The 17182-nt window shown below is 28.5% G+C and carries 11 protein-coding genes, 1 tRNA gene and 1 riboswitch; of the genes, 9 read left to right on the top strand and 3 right to left on the bottom strand.

Annotated features, from left to right (window positions below; all coding sequences use genetic code 4):
* Positions 1–47: 47 nt before the first annotated feature.
* On the bottom strand, positions 48–1682 hold the full coding sequence (gene argS, locus MCRO_RS03175; protein ID WP_013054733.1) for an arginine--tRNA ligase: 1635 nt from the start codon (positions 1680–1682) through the stop codon (positions 48–50).
* A gap of 70 nt (positions 1683–1752) precedes the next feature.
* Here argS and MCRO_RS03170 point away from each other — a divergent pair.
* The 9 genes from MCRO_RS03170 to MCRO_RS03130 all read left to right on the top strand — a co-directional run bounded on the left by MCRO_RS03170 (position 1753) and on the right by MCRO_RS03130 (position 14380).
* Positions 1753–1829: transfer RNA gene (locus MCRO_RS03170), tRNA-Arg, on the top strand.
* A gap of 354 nt (positions 1830–2183) precedes the next feature.
* A riboswitch (Lysine riboswitch) is annotated at positions 2184–2352 on the top strand.
* Between the two features lie 78 nt (positions 2353–2430).
* Positions 2431–4272, top strand: a complete 1842-nt coding sequence (pepF, locus tag MCRO_RS03165; protein ID WP_013054465.1) for an oligoendopeptidase F — start codon at positions 2431–2433, stop codon at positions 4270–4272.
* 9 nt (positions 4273–4281) lie between these two features.
* A complete protein-coding gene (locus MCRO_RS03160) occupies positions 4282–7104 on the top strand; it encodes an OppA family ABC transporter substrate-binding lipoprotein (RefSeq protein WP_013054572.1) in 2823 nt (940 codons plus the stop codon).
* Positions 7105–7193: 89 nt separating this feature from the next.
* The gene (locus tag MCRO_RS03155) at positions 7194–8330 is read left to right on the top strand and encodes an ABC transporter permease (protein ID WP_013054260.1); all 1137 of its coding nucleotides are present in this window, start codon (positions 7194–7196) and stop codon (positions 8328–8330) included.
* A gap of 14 nt (positions 8331–8344) precedes the next feature.
* The gene (locus tag MCRO_RS03150) at positions 8345–9667 is read left to right on the top strand and encodes an ABC transporter permease (protein ID WP_013054400.1); all 1323 of its coding nucleotides are present in this window, start codon (positions 8345–8347) and stop codon (positions 9665–9667) included.
* A gap of 9 nt (positions 9668–9676) precedes the next feature.
* The gene (locus tag MCRO_RS03145; RefSeq protein WP_013054230.1) at positions 9677–10741 is read left to right on the top strand and encodes an ABC transporter ATP-binding protein; all 1065 of its coding nucleotides are present in this window, start codon (positions 9677–9679) and stop codon (positions 10739–10741) included.
* Complete coding sequence (locus MCRO_RS04240; RefSeq protein ID WP_013054151.1) at positions 10728–13199, top strand: ATP-binding cassette domain-containing protein; 2472 nt, start codon at positions 10728–10730, stop codon at positions 13197–13199. Before MCRO_RS03145 ends, MCRO_RS04240 begins: the two co-directional genes overlap by 14 nt.
* Positions 13199–13651: a hypothetical protein gene (locus tag MCRO_RS03135; protein WP_041594077.1), complete on the top strand. Its 453-nt coding sequence runs from the start codon at positions 13199–13201 to the stop codon at positions 13649–13651. Before MCRO_RS04240 ends, MCRO_RS03135 begins: the two co-directional genes overlap by 1 nt.
* 42 nt (positions 13652–13693) lie before the next feature.
* Complete coding sequence (locus MCRO_RS03130) at positions 13694–14380, top strand: 16S rRNA pseudouridine(516) synthase (protein WP_013054479.1); 687 nt, start codon at positions 13694–13696, stop codon at positions 14378–14380.
* Here MCRO_RS03130 and MCRO_RS03125 read toward each other — a convergent pair.
* Together MCRO_RS03125 and mip are read right to left on the bottom strand one after the other, a co-directional pair.
* A complete protein-coding gene (locus tag MCRO_RS03125) occupies positions 14377–14709 on the bottom strand; it encodes a hypothetical protein (RefSeq protein WP_013054571.1) in 333 nt (110 codons plus the stop codon). The genes MCRO_RS03130 and MCRO_RS03125 overlap by 4 nt on opposite strands.
* Positions 14710–14822: 113 nt before the next feature.
* A complete protein-coding gene (mip, locus tag MCRO_RS03120; protein ID WP_238523089.1) occupies positions 14823–17054 on the bottom strand; it encodes an Ig-specific serine endopeptidase MIP in 2232 nt (743 codons plus the stop codon).
* Positions 17055–17182: the final 128 nt, after the last annotated feature.

The raw sequence follows: 17182 nt of genomic DNA, 5'->3' as shown, positions 1-17182 counted from the left end.
ATAAAAAAAATAACAACTTTTATAAAAATTATTATTTTTAGTTTTTGTTACATTTTGTGATTAATTGTAATTCCAATTAATTTCATTCCTGTTTCTAAAACAGTGTTTGTTGCTTTAACAAGTGATAACATACTTTCTTCATTTTCGTGTCCAATTACTTTTGGTGAATTTGAGTATCATGAGTTAAAGTCTTTAGCTAATTTAATTAAGTATTGAGTCATTAAGTTTGTTAAGTATAGTTCAGCGGATCTATCAACAATTTCTGGAAATTCTAATAAAGTAGAAATAAGTTTTTTGTCAAATTCATTTGAAAATTCACTTAATTCAATTCCTTTTAAATCAAGAGTTGATTTTTCCAATAAACTAAATGCTCTTGCGTTTGCATATTGAACTAAAATTGCAGGGTTGTCATTTGTTTTGTTTGAAGCAATATCTATATCAAAATCTAATTTAGAATTATATGTTCTATCTAACAAAATAAATCTTGCGCTATCTACTCCAACAAGGTCAATAAAGTCTCTTAAGTAAAAACTTGTTCCTTTTCTTTTTGACATTTTATATTCTTCACCATTTTTAACTAATCTAACAAGTTGCATACATAACACTACTAAATCATCAGGATTTTCTCCTAAATCTTCTATAGCACACTTCATTCTTTTTATGTATCCAGAGTGATCAGCACCTCAAACATTCATAACAACAGTTCTACCTTTTTCTCTATGGAATTTTATATGGTGGTAAGCAATATCTGGAGTAAAGTAAGTTAAAGATCCATCACTTTTTATTAAAACTCTATCCTTATCATCACCATGAATTGTAGTTTTTAATCAAGTTGCACCATCTTTAACATATGAGTTTTTAAGTTTCTTTAAAGTTTCTTTAATAGCTTTTTGGTCATTTTCATATAAAGATTTTTCACTCATTCAAATATCAAATTTAATTCCACCGAATTTCTCTAAGTCTTTTTCCACTTCACCTAAGAATAGGTCAACTCCATCTTTTTTAAATGTATTGAGAACATCACCTTTACATTCATCACCCTTAAATTTTTCACCATATTTTTTAAACATTTGTTCTGCTGCTCATGTGATATCATCACCTTTGTAACACTCTTCAGGCATTTTATATTTTTTGTCAAAAATTTGTTGATATCTAGCAAATAAACTATTAGCAAGCATATCAATTTGATTTCCTGCATCGTTTATATAGTATTCTCTTGTAACCTTAATTCCAGCGAATTCACAAATATTAGAAACAGCACTCCCTATTGCTGCGTTTCTTGCGTGTCCAACGTGTAAGTAACCTGTTGGGTTAGCTGATACTCATTCAAGATTTAAAAAACCTTTTCTATTACCCTTACCATAATCACTACCTTTTTTAAGTATTTCGTTAACTGATTGTTTAAAAAACTCATCGTCTAAAAAGATGTTAATAAAACCAGGCCCAGCAACTTCAATATCTTTTAAATAAAGATTTTTACTTACTTTGTTCAGTTCATCCTTTATTTTGTTTGCTAATTGAACAGGATTTAATTCAGTAGTTTTATTAATAATTGCCATACTTGTTGAAAAGTCAGCGTTTGTTTTAGGCTCAATTAAAAAAGGTTCTTTTGCAAGTTTTAGTTTTTTGGAAATTTTTGTCAATTCTTCCAATAATTTATTTTTAATTTCTATTTTATTCATACTTATTATTATAATATTTTTTAAAAAAAATGTGCTAACTTTAATAGTTATTTTGTATAATAATATAAATGCGCCCGTAGCTCAATTGGACAGAGTGTTTGGTTACGGCCCAAAAGGTTAGGGGTTCGACTCCTCTCGGGCGCGCCATATGCTTAAATGCACCAAAAATAGTAAACATGTTACTATTTTTTATTTTTTTAATGTTTTTTGTTAAAAACTTCAGACACATTTTTTTATTATAAATATATAGATATAATAATATAAATTTTGGTTCCAAAAATATGAAAAAAATATTTTGAATTTTTTTTGAATATGTATATAATAATTACATGTTTATAAATGTTATGACTAAATGCAATATTAAGATGATTACAATTTCTTACAAAATTGTTATTTAGTCATAGCCACATATACATATTAAAAAAGTTATACTTTTAAGATATTAATTAAAGGCTACAGACTTAAAACTGTGGCTTTTATTAAAGGTTGTTAAAAGTATTCATAAACTATAGAGGAGCTTTTAACAAGAGTAAATAGTGGAGCAGACATGCTATGAAGCTATTGAAAGGGTATAAGAGCCGAAGTGCTTTTAAAGGTATTTAAAAGTATTGGTAAGAAAACATAAAAGTTTCTTATTCTTTGGACTTAGTCCATTGGTGCTATAGTATTACATTCTTATTTATATTAATAAGTTTTGTGGTGCTATACAGCAAGGGCCACAAAACTTTTTTAATTAGAAAGGAGCGAATTGAAGATTAAACAATATAAAAAATATGAAGATGTCCCAAAAGAATACAAATGAAATCTAGAGGCTATTTTACAAAATAAAACTTTGGAGGAAGCACTTGAAGATTATTCAGAACTATTCAAAAAACGGATTTTGGTTAAAGATTCAAAATATAACAACATTGAAAATTATCTAGAAGATGTAAAACTTTCTGAAGAATTAACAATGCTAGAATTTAAGATATCTAATTATATTTCGAATAATTTGAATACAGAAGTAACTAGTTCAAAATGACTTAGTTATGAGCAAAAATGACAACATCTTAATTCAGAACTTTCTAAGGAAATGGGTTCTGAAAGCAACAGATTTTTCAAACACATTGATAAAATGAAAATTTGAAAAGATGATCCAAGATTAAAAACTTATAAAATTTTAATTGAAAATAGTATTGAAGATTTCAAACATAAATTGAGCGATGAAGTTGAAGAATACATTATAAAAACAAGTATTGGCTATCCAAGTCCATCGCAAATATTTGAAATATTAACAGATAGCGAATTGGATTATGGATTTGTTAAAGATAGCAAAGGTAAGAAAATTAAACTTACTCGTGCAAATAGGTTGAAACTATTAAAGAGTGAAGATAAAGAAGTACGTAAAAATACATATCTAAATTATTCAAAAGCATATTTAAATCATAAATCTTCTCTCTCCTCAACTCTTTATCAACACTTTAATAGTTTAGTAACTGAAGCAAAAGTAAGAAAGTTTGATTCAACAGTTGCAATGCTTACTCATGAAGATAGAATTAGCGATCAAAACCTAAAATATCTTTTTGAGCAAGTTTCTAAAAAATCCTATGTGATAGGCAAATACAGAAAATTTCATAAGCTATTTTATGAAGCAAAATTTAAAGAGAAATATAACAAATGAGATTCTTTAAGAGAATTAGTAAACGTAAAAAGTGAATACACCGTTGAAGAAGCAAAAGATTTAGTTTCCAAAGCATTATTACCATTTGGTAAAGAGTATTCAGATGTTATTAATAAAGCAATGAATGAATCTTGAATTGACTTTATGTGTGTTAATTCAAAACGTAGCGGAGCTTATTCAATTGGTGGAAGTTATGGATTAGATAAGAAATATATTCTAATGAACTTCAATGGCGATTTATCATCGGTTGAAACATTGGCTCATGAACTAGGTCATTCAATGCACTCTTATTTTTCAGATACACGTCAAAACTTGGTTCAAAGTCAATATCCAATTTTCTTAGCTGAAATTGCAAGTATATTTAATGAATCAATGTTATTTGACTATATGTTGAAAAACTCAGATAACGATAGCTTAAAATTTAAAATTTTAGATACTATGATTAGTGGTTTTATAGGAACTGTTTGACGTCAAATTGAATGAGCAAATTATGAATATGATTTGTATAAAACAATTGAAGAAGGACAACCCGCAAACAACTGAGATAGTATAAGTAAAATATATTTTAATAACCAAAAAAAATATTCAACTAAACAAAGTAAAAAAGAACCTAAATATAATGAAACTGATTTGTATGGAGCTATATTTGTTCCTCACTACTATTATGGTTTCTATGTATATAAATATGCAATAGGTCAATTGTGTGCATCATACTTTTTTGAAAAATACAAACAAGAAGGTGTAAACTATTTAAATAAATATATCAATAACTTTTTAAGTGCTGGTTGTTCTGACTACCCACTTGAAATATTAAAAAATGTTGGTATCGATCTTAATGATGAAAGCTTCTATAATTATGGATTTAATTATCTAGAAGGCTTGATTGATGAATGAATAAAATTAGGAAAAAAACTTTTTACAAAAAAATAAAGGAAAATTATGACAACAAAAAGAAAAGTATTATTATACTCCACTCTGTCGATAGGTTCAACAGCATCTGTTGTTGCTGCAACTATATCATGTGGTCCAACTAGTGTAGAATCGGAAAACTTTGATTCTTCAAAAGGAAACCCAGAAAGAGAAAAAAACAAAGTATTAAACAATATTTTAAACCCAGTTAAAAAAGTAGAAAAAGGTTCTGGAACATTAAATAAACTTGCTTCAGCACATACTTTTAGAAGAAATATTAACTCTGAGTACAAAGCTTCAGGACTTCCATTTGACTTATCATATTCATACGGAGGGAACCAACTTCCTTTAGCTGATGCAACTACAGGAAGGCTAGTAACTATTGAAAATAAAGGTGAAGCTTTAATTAAAGAAGAAGTTAAAGCTACTCCAACAGGAAATGAAGAAAAAAGATATGTTCTAAGACCTGCTGTTTGAAAATACAGATTAGAATTAGCTGATGCTATAGTAGTTACTAAAAAAGATGGAACAAAAGTAACTTTTGATTCAGATGAAGTTGATGCACTTAAAGAACAACCAAATGAACAAGGATTCTTTGAATCTCCATATGTAGTTCTTACATCTCAAAATGCTAAATCAATTAACTCTAAAGCATTCGAAGAAGCTTTAAAAGATGCAAAGCAAGTTGACTTCAGAATGAGAAAAAATGTTACTTGATCTAACTATAAAGGTGAAGCAACAACTCACAAGTTAACTGCAAATGACTTCTATGTAGGTTATTTAAGAACGTATTCATATTCAACCGCATTCAGAAGAGCAAATGGTGGAAGCAAGGAAATGGATGAAAGATCTAGACAACTTGTTGCCGGAGATAACTCTTGAGCTTCAGATAAACAAACATATGGTAATGAATACTTAATGGGACTATATGGAGTTGATTCTAAATTAGTAAGAGATAAAGGAAAATTCGTTACTAAAGAAGGAGATAATGAATTCGTTTCATTCTACCAAAAAGGAACAGAAAATGTTAGATGAGATCTAATGATTAAAAACTTAACAGATTCATATGAATGAGTTCCTGCACCAAGTGAATATATTGAAAAAGGTTATGGCGACAATGCAAATGGTCTAAAAACCGTTAATACAACAGCTGACTTGAATGCAATTCATTTAGAAATTTCTAAGGCAAAAGATATTGCTAAATTAACGGGATACTACTGATATGGAACAACATTTGAAAATACATTGTACTTAGGAAAATATGTTGGTCAAAAATTTGATCCAACTCTTAAAGCAGAGTCAGTAATTTTAAACAAAAATTACTGAGATAAAACTTTTGTTAATGATCCTACTAGATTACAAGTTATTCAACAAATTTATGAACAAAAACCAGTTGATGGAAAACAATTTAACCAAACATTATTCAACTTATATAAATCAGGTGATACTTCACTTCTTCCATACTCACAATTGGAACCAGCAGTTCAAGATACAATTAAAAAAGAAGCTAAATTATTTGGACTTACTTACTCACAAGAAAAAAATACTTCTTCATTTACACTTAGAGGTATGTGATCATTATCACCAGATGCTGCTGTAGGTGGAAGAGAACAAAAACCAGCTTCATTAAATACAACAGCTGCTAAATTATTATTTGGTCAAGCAGATTTAACTAAATTAGCTAAAGGTGAAGTTGATAATGTATTTGATACAAGTGCTGCAGGAACAGGTAGAACATTTAGACAACTTCTTTCAGCTGCAGTTAACTGAAGTCATTATGCAAATGAAATTTCAACAGGAGTTCAACAAAAACCTTGAAACTGAGGATTTGCAACAGATGCTAAAATTGGTGGAAGTAATCAAGAAACAACAGCACATAAAACACTAAGAAGTGCTCTTGATGAATTGAACAAATACTTTGTTACCGGTTTAGATGGAAACAAAATTACTTTAGGTAAATATGGAACTGATTTAAATCTAAAAATTTCAGAAGATGCAGCTTTAAACGCTGGAGCAAATGATAAAATTAAATCAGCTGCTTTTGCAGAATTAAAAGCTGAAATGAAAAAATTATTAGATAAATTCTTTACAGATAATCCTACATTACCAAAAACAATTCAATTCGACGTTCCTGCAAGATATGTAAATACTGATGATAAATACTATAACACAACCGTTTTAGTATTAGATCAAGTCTTCAAACAATTAGATCCAAGAATTGATGCTAAATTTATAAAAGTTGCAAACGGTGATGAACTTAGAGATAAATGATTAAATGGAAGAGTTGCATTTAAATTAATGGGATGAGGATATGATTATGATGGTCTTGGTTCAGGACTTGATGGTATGTCATGACAACCATTAATGCTACCACTTCTTTCAAAAATTAACTCAGCACATGATAAATTTAAAGCATTCCCTGAAATGGTAAAAACAGCTAAAGAATTAGATGAATTTTTAAAAGAAGAAGGAAATAAACCTACAATTCCTTTTGCTGATTGACATACATTACAACCAAAAGATTTAGAAGAATTAGCTGAACACCTAGGTTCATATACTTATGATAAAACTAAAGGATTTGAAGAAATAAAAGATAAAACAAAATTAGGTCTTGATGGAGGATCGCTTTCAGCTAAGTTCTGAATTAACTTCCAAACAAAACATACAAATGAAGAACTATTAAAATTAGTTAATGAAATTGGAAATATGTATGGTGTATCATTTGCGGCAAGCAACAGTGTTCAAGCTGAATTGTTTAGACCAACTGTTTCTAACCCTAACTATGTTTATCCAGTTGCTTATGATAACCACTTCTCATTTGGAGATGTTACAGTTGTTCAACCCAAAAAATAAGTAAAATTATAATATAATTAATTATATTAATGATGACAATTAACCTAAAAGGTTAATTGTTTCATTTAGTAAAAATAAGAAAGGAAAAAATGATTAAGTATATATTACAGCGTATCGGTTTTGCAATATTGACTATTTTAGTAATATCACTAGTGGTTTACATATTGGTTGCTCAATTTAGTGAAAATACTTTTGCAGCCCAGTATTTAAACGCTGGCAGCAATAAACCTGAAATCGAAAAAATTTATATTCAAAGATCTATAGACTTTCATATTATTCCCGACAAGGATTTAAATTCCTATGTTGGAGGTAAGTGATTGACTGAAAAACTAAATCCCTTAGCAAGATTTGTATTTTGAATAAAAAGCGTTTTTGATTCAAAAGCCCCATTTGGAACTACTTTTGACGGTTCACTTATTTCGGCAAACGGTGCAAAAAACATTCCTGATTTCTTCTTTAAATTTTTGAGATACTCAATAATTATTACATTGCCTGCCTTTGTAATATCGGCTATTTTAGGAGTTTTACTAGGAATCTTTGCAGGATACAAGAGAGGAAGTTTATTTGATAACGTTATTAATGCATTTTCATTATTCTTTATAGCACTTCCTTCATTTGTTATAGCACCTATATTAATATCAATATTATTAACTCAAAACATACCGCCGATTTTTTATGCATGAGATCCTCAAAGAATTCAAACTGACGGTTGAAGTAGAATTATAACTTCTTGATTGCCACCTATTTTAATAATAGTTCTTGGTTCATTAAGTGGATACATAACCTATACAAGAAACCAAGTTATAACAGTTTTAACTTCAAACTATGTTCTTATTGCAAAATCAAAAGGATTAGGAACAATTGAAATATTCTTTAAATATGTTTTTAGAAACATTTCAATTCCTTTAGCAGCAAGAATTATTCCATCATATATATGATTGCTAAGTGGTGGAATAGTTATAGAAACCTATTGAAAAGTTCCTGGAACATCAAGAATAATAGCCGCTGCCTTCCCAACAGGAGAAATTAACCTTATTATGTTCAATACATTCTTCTTTACAACATTGGGTGTATTTACAGAAATCCTTGTTGATATATCATTTGCATTTTTAGATCCAAGAATCAAATACTCAGCAAGTTCAAAACGTAGTTTTATTCAACAATTTAAAGCAAACAAAATCAGAAAAAGAAAGTTTATGGAATTAGCAACTAATGCTACAACATAGGCAGAAAGGGAAATATGACAAATAAAGAATTTAACAAAAAGTATGACCTTTCTGACACACTTGTAGAAGGTTCGCTGAAAAAATATATTCCACAAAGTGATCAAAATTTTAACAACGTCGCAGGTAAACCAAAGAAAATGGCTATTGAAATTTTTAAGAGATTTGCAACCAATTGAGTAATTATGTTGTGCTTTATATTGTTTGTTGTAATATTGCTAATATCAATTATAGTTACTTCTTCTGCAAGATATAGTGCAACTAAACCAGTATCTACAACCGTTGAAATATTCTTACTCAATGGTTCAAAATATACTGGTGGTTCATCAAGTTTTGATAAAAACTTACCACCTCAATATTCATCTTTTGTATCTATTCCACTAATCACTGACCCAGTAACTTACAAAACTAATGTCGAACAATGAATCGATCCGCAATTCTATGGCGGGTACATTGGAAATACCGTACTTGGTGGAAAAGGAATTGGTTGAGATATTAACGCTCAAACTAAACAAACATTGGTAAATGCTTATAGATTTTATGATGCGAATACAATGGCAGTTTTACTAACCAATTCAGGAATTGATCCTAAAACAACCAGTGCTGCTCAAGCAGCTGAATATGTTTCACAGTTAAGAAAACTTAACCCACAAATATCACTTAAAACATTTTTAGGTACAAATTCAGCTGGCGTTGATATTTGAACTAGTTCATGAGTTGGTACATGACAAGCTATTAGATTAGCTATCATTGTTGCAACTCTTCAAACAATAATTGGAGTAGCAGTGGGTTCATATCTTGGTTTCCATGTTGGAAAATGACTTGATACAGTTATGATGCGTATTATCGATATATTCATGGCTCCACCCACACTTATTTGACTATTGCTATTTGCAACACTATTTGGAACAAGTGATTTAACACTTGGAACAGCTCTTGTATTTGTTGGTTGAACAAACAGTGTTGGAGCAACAAGAATGTTTATTATTACAGTTAAAGATGAAGAATATATTTTGGCTTCACAATCAATTGGAGCTTCTAAACCAGCGCTAATTTATAAACATGCTCTTCCTGCAATTATAGGAAAAATAGCAACAAACTATGTGCATTCAATTCCAAGTATTATAATGTCAGTTTCATCACTTGCATTCTTAGGATTCTTCAAATCAGAAGATGCAAACTTAGGAACTTTATTATCTAACGCAACAGCAGAAGCTGTAAATAACGTTTGAATATTATTACTTCCTTCACTTATATTATTATCAATTTCAGTTTCACTTCACTTTGTAGCTCTAGGAGTTCATGATGCTCTAGACCCAAAGGTTATAAGAATTAAATAGGAGATCAATATGTCAGAACAAAACAATAAATGATTATTGAATGTTAAGGACTTAAAGGTCTCATTCAAAATTAAAAAAGGTAAATTTGTTACCATAGTTAGAGGTGTAAACCTTGAAATTAAAAAAGGTGAAATAGTTGGTCTTGTTGGAGAAAGTGGATCAGGAAAATCAGTTACATCAAAAGCTTTATTAAACATTAATGATAATACCTTTATTAGTGCTAATAAAATGATGCTTGGTGATATTGAACTAGATAAATTAAAATCAAATAAAGATTGACAAGCTGTTAGAGGTCACAAAATTGGATATATTCCACAAGATCCTTTGACATCACTTAATCCTACTAGAAAAATTGGTAAGCAACTTCTTGATGCTTTAAATAAAAATTCAGATTGAAAAGATAAGAAACTTGAAGAAAAGAAAAATTATTTAGTTGGATTATTAAAACAATTCGGAATAAGAAATGCAGAATTAATTTTTGACATGTACCCTCATACATTAAGTGGTGGAATGAAGCAACGTGTAGTTATTACTATGGTTGTTGCTCTTAAACCAGATCTAATTATTGCCGATGAACCTACAACAGCGCTTGATCCAACAGTTCAAGCTTCAGTATTAGCTCTATTTGAAGAAATTAGACAAGAAATGGGAATAGCGATTATTCTTATTAGCCACAACATTTCAGTTGTTGCTAAATTCTGTGATTACATTTATGTTATGTATGCCGGAAAAATTGTTGAACGTGGAACAAAAAAAGATATTTTTACTGAACCAAGACATCCATATACATGAGCTTTAATTTCGGCTATTCCTGAAAATAAAGAAGATAGACTTTATTCAATTAAAGGAACTCCTCCAGATATGTCTAATTTACCTCTTGGAGATCCCTTTGCACCTAGAAACGATTATGCTCTTGAACTTGATTACATAAAAGAGCCGCCATTGATAGAAATTAGTAAAACACATTCAGCAGCTACATGATTATTACACCCAGATGCACCAAAAGCAAAAATGACAACCGAATTAGAAGGTAGACTAAAAACATTTAAGAAGGTATTTAATGAAGGAAAATAAAAAAGTTGTTTTAGGTATTGAAAACCTAAAAAAATATTTCATAAATAAATCAATAATTAATAAAGCTGTTGATGGTGTATCGTTTAATGTTCATGAAGGTGAAATAGTCGGTCTAATTGGTGAAAGTGGTTCTGGTAAAACTACTGTTGGTCGTTCGTTACTAAGGTTATATGATGATGTTGATGGTTTTATCACTTTAGATGGAAAAATAATTTCTGGTAAAAAAATTACTCGTGAAAGAAAAAGATTTCTTCACAAAAATATTCAAATGATCTTTCAAGATCCACATGCTTCTTTGAATGGTCAAAAAACTATTTTCTCAATACTTAAAGAACCATTAATGGTTAATGGAGTTGTAACAGAAAAAATAAAAGAAATAAAAAGTGATTGAGCTTTAATACAAGACAACTTTCATTATTCGTTTAAAGAACATGCTAAACGTTGAGAACTAGAGAACATATCTTTAATTATTGATGTTCAAGAAAAATTTATAGAAACTTGAACTAAAAAATTTGAAGACATCTCATTTAACTTAAACATGAGTAATGAAGATAATTTTAACTCTTATTATAGCTATTTAGAGGACAAAAATAACAATAACTCAATCATGATTAACAAATTGTATACAAATACTGACAAACTTGTTAAATACTTCTATAAAAAACAAAACGAATACCGTTCGAAGGTAGAACTTGATGTTGATGAATATGACTTAATAAAAGCTCATGAGGAATACGAACAAAACTTAAAACTTTCTAAACATTCAAGATTTTATAATGAATTGTCAGAGAAAATAAAGGCAAAACAAGAAGAGTTAAAAGAATTTAAAAAAGAAGAAAAAGACTTATTATATATAAATAAAAATGCCTTCAAAAGTTTTGTTGATGTTTATAAAAATGATACAAAATACAGAAGAAATAATTCTCTTTCAACTACAGAACTCGACTTCTTTTTTCACTCTAAGAAGCTTGAATTAGTTTCAAACGCTGCTAAAAAAATCACAAAAAGTTCATCATTAAAATTAAAATATTTATCATTCGAGGAAGTTAAACAATTTGCTAGTGAACTAGAAGAATATTTAAAGGTTTTTTATGATAAAAATTTAAATGTTGATGAAACTAAATATGAATCCGTTAAGAAAATGAATCAAATTACTAAGGATGAATTTCATTTTGGAATTGAAAAATTTGAGGAACTTTCTAAAAGAAAACATCAAGAGTTTAAGACAAAATTAGCCAAACTTGAAGAGGAGATTAAAAAACTTGAAGCTGAGCTAAAGGATGATACATCAGCTGCAGAAGTAAGTCAAGAACAATTAAAATTATCTTTCGAAAATCTTCAAAAAGCAGAGCATGAACATAAAATTCAATTAGATAAATTCTTATCTAAATTCCGTGAAAGAATTGCTCAATTAGATGAAGAAAAAGTTACTAAGGTTTCTAAAATACAAGAACTTTCACAAAAAATAAATGATCTAGACAAAAAATTTAAAGAAACTCATAAAAAATTTGTAGACTTTTACGAAAAAGAAATAATAGCAGTTGCCAAAAACACTTATACACAAGCTAAAAAAGAAAAAAAAGATGGGCTTAAGTCACTTTGTTTTCTTAATAAAAATCATGAAATTTTTAAAGCATACAAACAAAAAGAAGTTGAACTTGATGTATACAAAACTAATGTTGCTCAAAGAATCGAATCAATTAAATCATTTAATATTGAGAAAAAATACATTAATAATGACTTAAGCAACATAGATAAACTTTTGGGTATTCACAGCATTAATTTATTAATAAAAAATGTTAAAAATGAAAAAATTAGAAATATTTTAAACAAGTTATATAGTTTCGTAGCAATAAGATCGATTAAAAAATTATTTATTAAAAACACTATCTATAAATCTCTTGAGGATGTTGGATTGTTAAAACAATTTGCTTATCGTTATCCTCATGAGTTTTCAGGTGGTCAAAGACAAAGAATTGTTATTGCTAGAGCACTTATAACAAATCCTAAGGTAATAGTAGCTGATGAACCAATTGCTTCACTTGATATCTCTATTCAAGCACAAGTTGTTAACCTACTTAAGGATTTATGTAAACAAAAAAATATTGGTATGTTATTTATTGCTCATGACTTAAGTATGATTGAATATGTGGCTGACCAAGTTCAAATAATGCACTTAGGAAAAATTGTTGAATCTGGAAAAACAAGCAAAATTTATGAAAAAGCAATTCACCCATATACCAATAATTTATTCAAAGCAATTCCTAAAATTTCAAATGCTACTGAAAAATTCCAAAATGTTTCATTTGAACTTTCTTATTTAGATGAACAAATTTATCCAAACGTTCCTGAAATTTTTGAAGTAGAACCTGAACATTTTGTATATGGAACCAAGATACAAGTTGATAGATGATTAAAAGATGATCACTTTAAAGCCACAGGACTTAATAAGGATTAATGAAAAGGTTTAACTTTAATACATTTGTAGATTACATTCGTTTTGGGTTAAGATACAAATACACATATGTTATTATTTCTTCATTTTTACTTCTTTTTACCATTCTAATGGTCTTATCTCATTTTTATTCTAATCTTAAATTTGTTGATTATTTATTTAGTTCTTTAGCTGTTGTATTTTTACTGGATTTATTATGTTTAATGTTTAAATGAGGGTTTCTAAAAACCTCGATAGAACGTTTTAAAGAAGGTAGAAAAAATTCCAAACTAAGACGTGAAGAAGATAAAATTAAAAGAATGTCTAATTCAGAAGCTAGCGCTTACCGCTATGCGAAAGAAAAAGAAAAACAAAACGAAATAATAATGAAACAATATAAATCTAATTTGGGTTGATATTTTATATTGTTTTCGTTCTTGATAGCAATCATAATAACCCTTCCATTCTTATTTTAAATAGTTGTCAATAAGGCAACTATTTTTTGTTAAAATTATTGCATGAGAATTGAAAAATGATTATCTGATGTTACTGATTATACTCGAAGTGAAATTAAGAATTTACTTAAAAATAACCGTGTTTATATTAATGGAAGATTATACGATGAAACTATTAAATACAACGAATTTAATTCACTGAGAATTGACGGAATTGACTATGCGACAGATAAATATGTTTATATAATGTTAAATAAACCACAAGGTTATATTACTTCGAATAAGGACGAATTATACCCAAGTGTATTTAATTTAATTGATGTACCACGTAAAAATTTAATAGCTTATGGAAGACTTGATGTAGATACTGAAGGACTATTAGTTTTAAGTGATAATCACAAACTTTGCCATGAACTATTAGCCCCTAAAAAACACGTTTTTAAAAAATATTTGGTTCAAGTCGATAAACAACTTGAACCAAATTTAATTGATATTTTTAAACAAGGTTTTAGTATTGGAGAAGATAAAAATACATTGCCTTCTAAACTTGAAATAATTGATAATTTTACTTGTTATTTGACTATTAGTGAAGGTAAATTTCATCAAGTAAAAAGAATGTTTAAAACTAATGGATACAATGTAATTTTTCTAAAAAGAGTATCTTTTAAAAATATTATACTTGATGAAAAATTAAAACCTTCTCAGTGAAGGTTTCTAAGTTCTGATGAGATTAATGATTTAATAAACTAAACTTTGAGTAATCATAACGATAAGCCAATGACAATTGCAACAAAAATAATAATGAGAATAATTAGCCAAAGATATTGTTGGACTAAATACTCATTCTTCACGTGAGTGTATTCTTTTATATAATTTTTTAAGTCTTCTTGTCTATTGCACTTTTCTACAATATCTAATAATTTTGTATTTTTAGCAATTCAATCACATCTTCTTTTGTGATTGAATTTTGGATATTTCTTTTTCTTTTCATTGGTCATTTCTTCTTGTATCTGTCTAACGAAATTTAAATGAGACATGTAAAAATCTTTTTCTTGTTCTAACTTATCATCTTTATTCATAGTTTAAATTTTATCATTTTTTTGCAAAAGAAAAGGTGCATATGCACCTTATTATTTATTATTTGCTTGGATTGATTTCATAATCTTTTGTGAATTCATATCCAACAGGTATTTTATCAAGCCCTTTCTTTAAATAAGTTTGTTTTAAAGCCGGTTTCGGAAGAGTACATGTGTTTTAAAGCTTCTCTATATGATAATCTTTGGTTTTTTCCACCACCATATATTAAGTCATATTGTTCCATTTTGTATGGTCCATAATAACCACCATAATCAACACCTTCACTTCTAAAAGCTGCCACTAAAGCAGTTAGTGCAGACCAGTTTGAAACGTGTACTATTCCAACCATTTCATTTTTTTGATTTCTTACACTTGTACCACTAGCTCCACCACCCGGTGAAAAGTGTCTTAATAAGTAGTTAATTCCATAACCTAAATATCTGTTTTTAAATCCATCAGGTTTTTTTGGACTATTAATAGTTTCGGGCAATTCACTTTCTTTTCCATTGGCAACTAAATATTCGAATGGTTTTAATCCACTAAGAGGATTTCCAATCATCGAATCTTGAATACCTGGTTTATCAATGAAGGTTCTATAACCAATTTCATATGATAAGTAATTACCTGCGTTTAAAACTTTTTCATCAATTTTCTTATCACTTGTTTCTGATTCTGTTAAATTTCCATATCATTTTCTACGACCGTTTACTCATAAACTAACTGAACGTTTTGCAGCTTGTAAATCCGCTGTATCTTTATATTCATCTAAAAAGTGATCTAGAAAAGCGGCTGAATTAGTTACAGGATATCCAAGAGCAAATAAACTGTCATATGTTGCATTTGGATTGGCTTTATAGACTGGGTCTATTTCATTATTAATAAGAGGTATTCCGATTTTTGAATAATCTTTTAAGTAAGAATTTTTAAGGAATGAAATTTGAGCGTCTTTGTTATCTGCATATCCATTTGTCATATCCCTTGCAAGTTCTTCAGCACTAGTATATTTTCTTCCAGTATCTACATCTGCAGTTCTTACATTTACTGTTGATAAGTCAAATTTAGTAAAATCAACTTCAAAAACAGCAAAGTCAATCATTTCTTCTGTGTCTTTTAATTTTGAATCTGTTGGCAGATAATCTTTAGGAGATGAATTTAAGAAGTTTAACCCCATATAAACTGTTTTAAATGCGCTCTCACCTTTATTATTTCTTGTATCAAACGATCAATTTTCAAAAGTTGAACCAAAAGCTGTAGTTCTTAATGTTGTTCTAATTCCTGCATCTTTTGTTAATCTATTAAACTGAATTGTATTAGATAAGTTAGTAGTATTTCTTGTGTTATAAGTTGTTTCTTTATCTAAATTCATATACATTGCAACGTGAACGTTTGTTCCAAAGTATCATTTTGTTGGATACTTTCCATTTTCTGGAATTTTATAGTCAAGAATTCATGTGGTTCCATAATTTCCACCTATTCCAGGAGAGTTTATAAACAATGAATAAGTTTGAAGTCCAATTTTTTTGTATGTTTCATTTGGAAGAGTTCTAGCAAGACCTAATGAATATTGTTCATCAGAATAAGCATCAACTTTCGAAGGACCTTTTCCTACTTCAGTACCTTCATTAACATTTAAAGCAGTTGCTTTTCCATTTTCATCTAAAAATGGAACTGAAAAACCTTTATATTTAGCATATTCATAGTTTTCTTGCATTTTTGATCTTGCTTTGTTATTTAGTTCTGCTAAATATTTATTATCAAAATTATTAGTTGGATATACAGCTGAACTTACTCTATCCTCTCTTGGAGTAATAAAAGGAAGATAGTTAGTATTATCAAAATCAAATCTTTCTAATGTTGTTTTTTTGATGTAAGAAGTTTTATCACCAACATCTAGCCTTTTATTACCACTTATATCACCGTTTCTAAACACATCAAAAGGATTAGTTTGGAAACCACTAAAAACTTGAGTTTTTTCCAATTTATTTTTCTCATTTCCTTTTTCTATAACTTCGTAATTAACATCTAGCGTTCCGTTTTTAGCACTTGGATTTTGCATTCCGATAATTTTAACTTCTAGTTTATCGATATATTCCGCTGGAATAACAGCTTCATAATCAGTCGATAAAGTCTCGTTAGCGAATTTCATTGCTAAAGGTTCTGCACCTTTATATTTAATGCTTACTTCAATTTTATTTAAATCGATAACATTATTTTTCTCTTCTTCTTTTTTTCCGTCTTTGTTTTTATCAACATCGTTATTTGTTTTACATGCAATAAATGATGCTGCAACTAGTGGCACGTTTGCAACTAATAATAAGTTTGTTAGTATTTTTTTTCTTTTTAACATAGCTACCCCTTTTTATATTTTGTATTATAATAAAAAAATATTTTAAATATTTATAAAAATAATAAATTGAATGAATTAATCAAAGTTATGTATATATATGAAAAACAAAATAATTGTTTTACTTATTT

Origin of the sequence: Mycoplasma crocodyli MP145 (assembly GCF_000025845.1) — a bacterium.
GTDB classification, from domain to species: domain Bacteria; phylum Bacillota_I; class Bacilli_A; order Mycoplasmatales; family Metamycoplasmataceae; genus Mycoplasmopsis; species Mycoplasmopsis crocodyli.
Note: the sequence above shows the minus strand (reverse complement) of the source record. Positions and strands in the feature narration are given on the sequence as shown.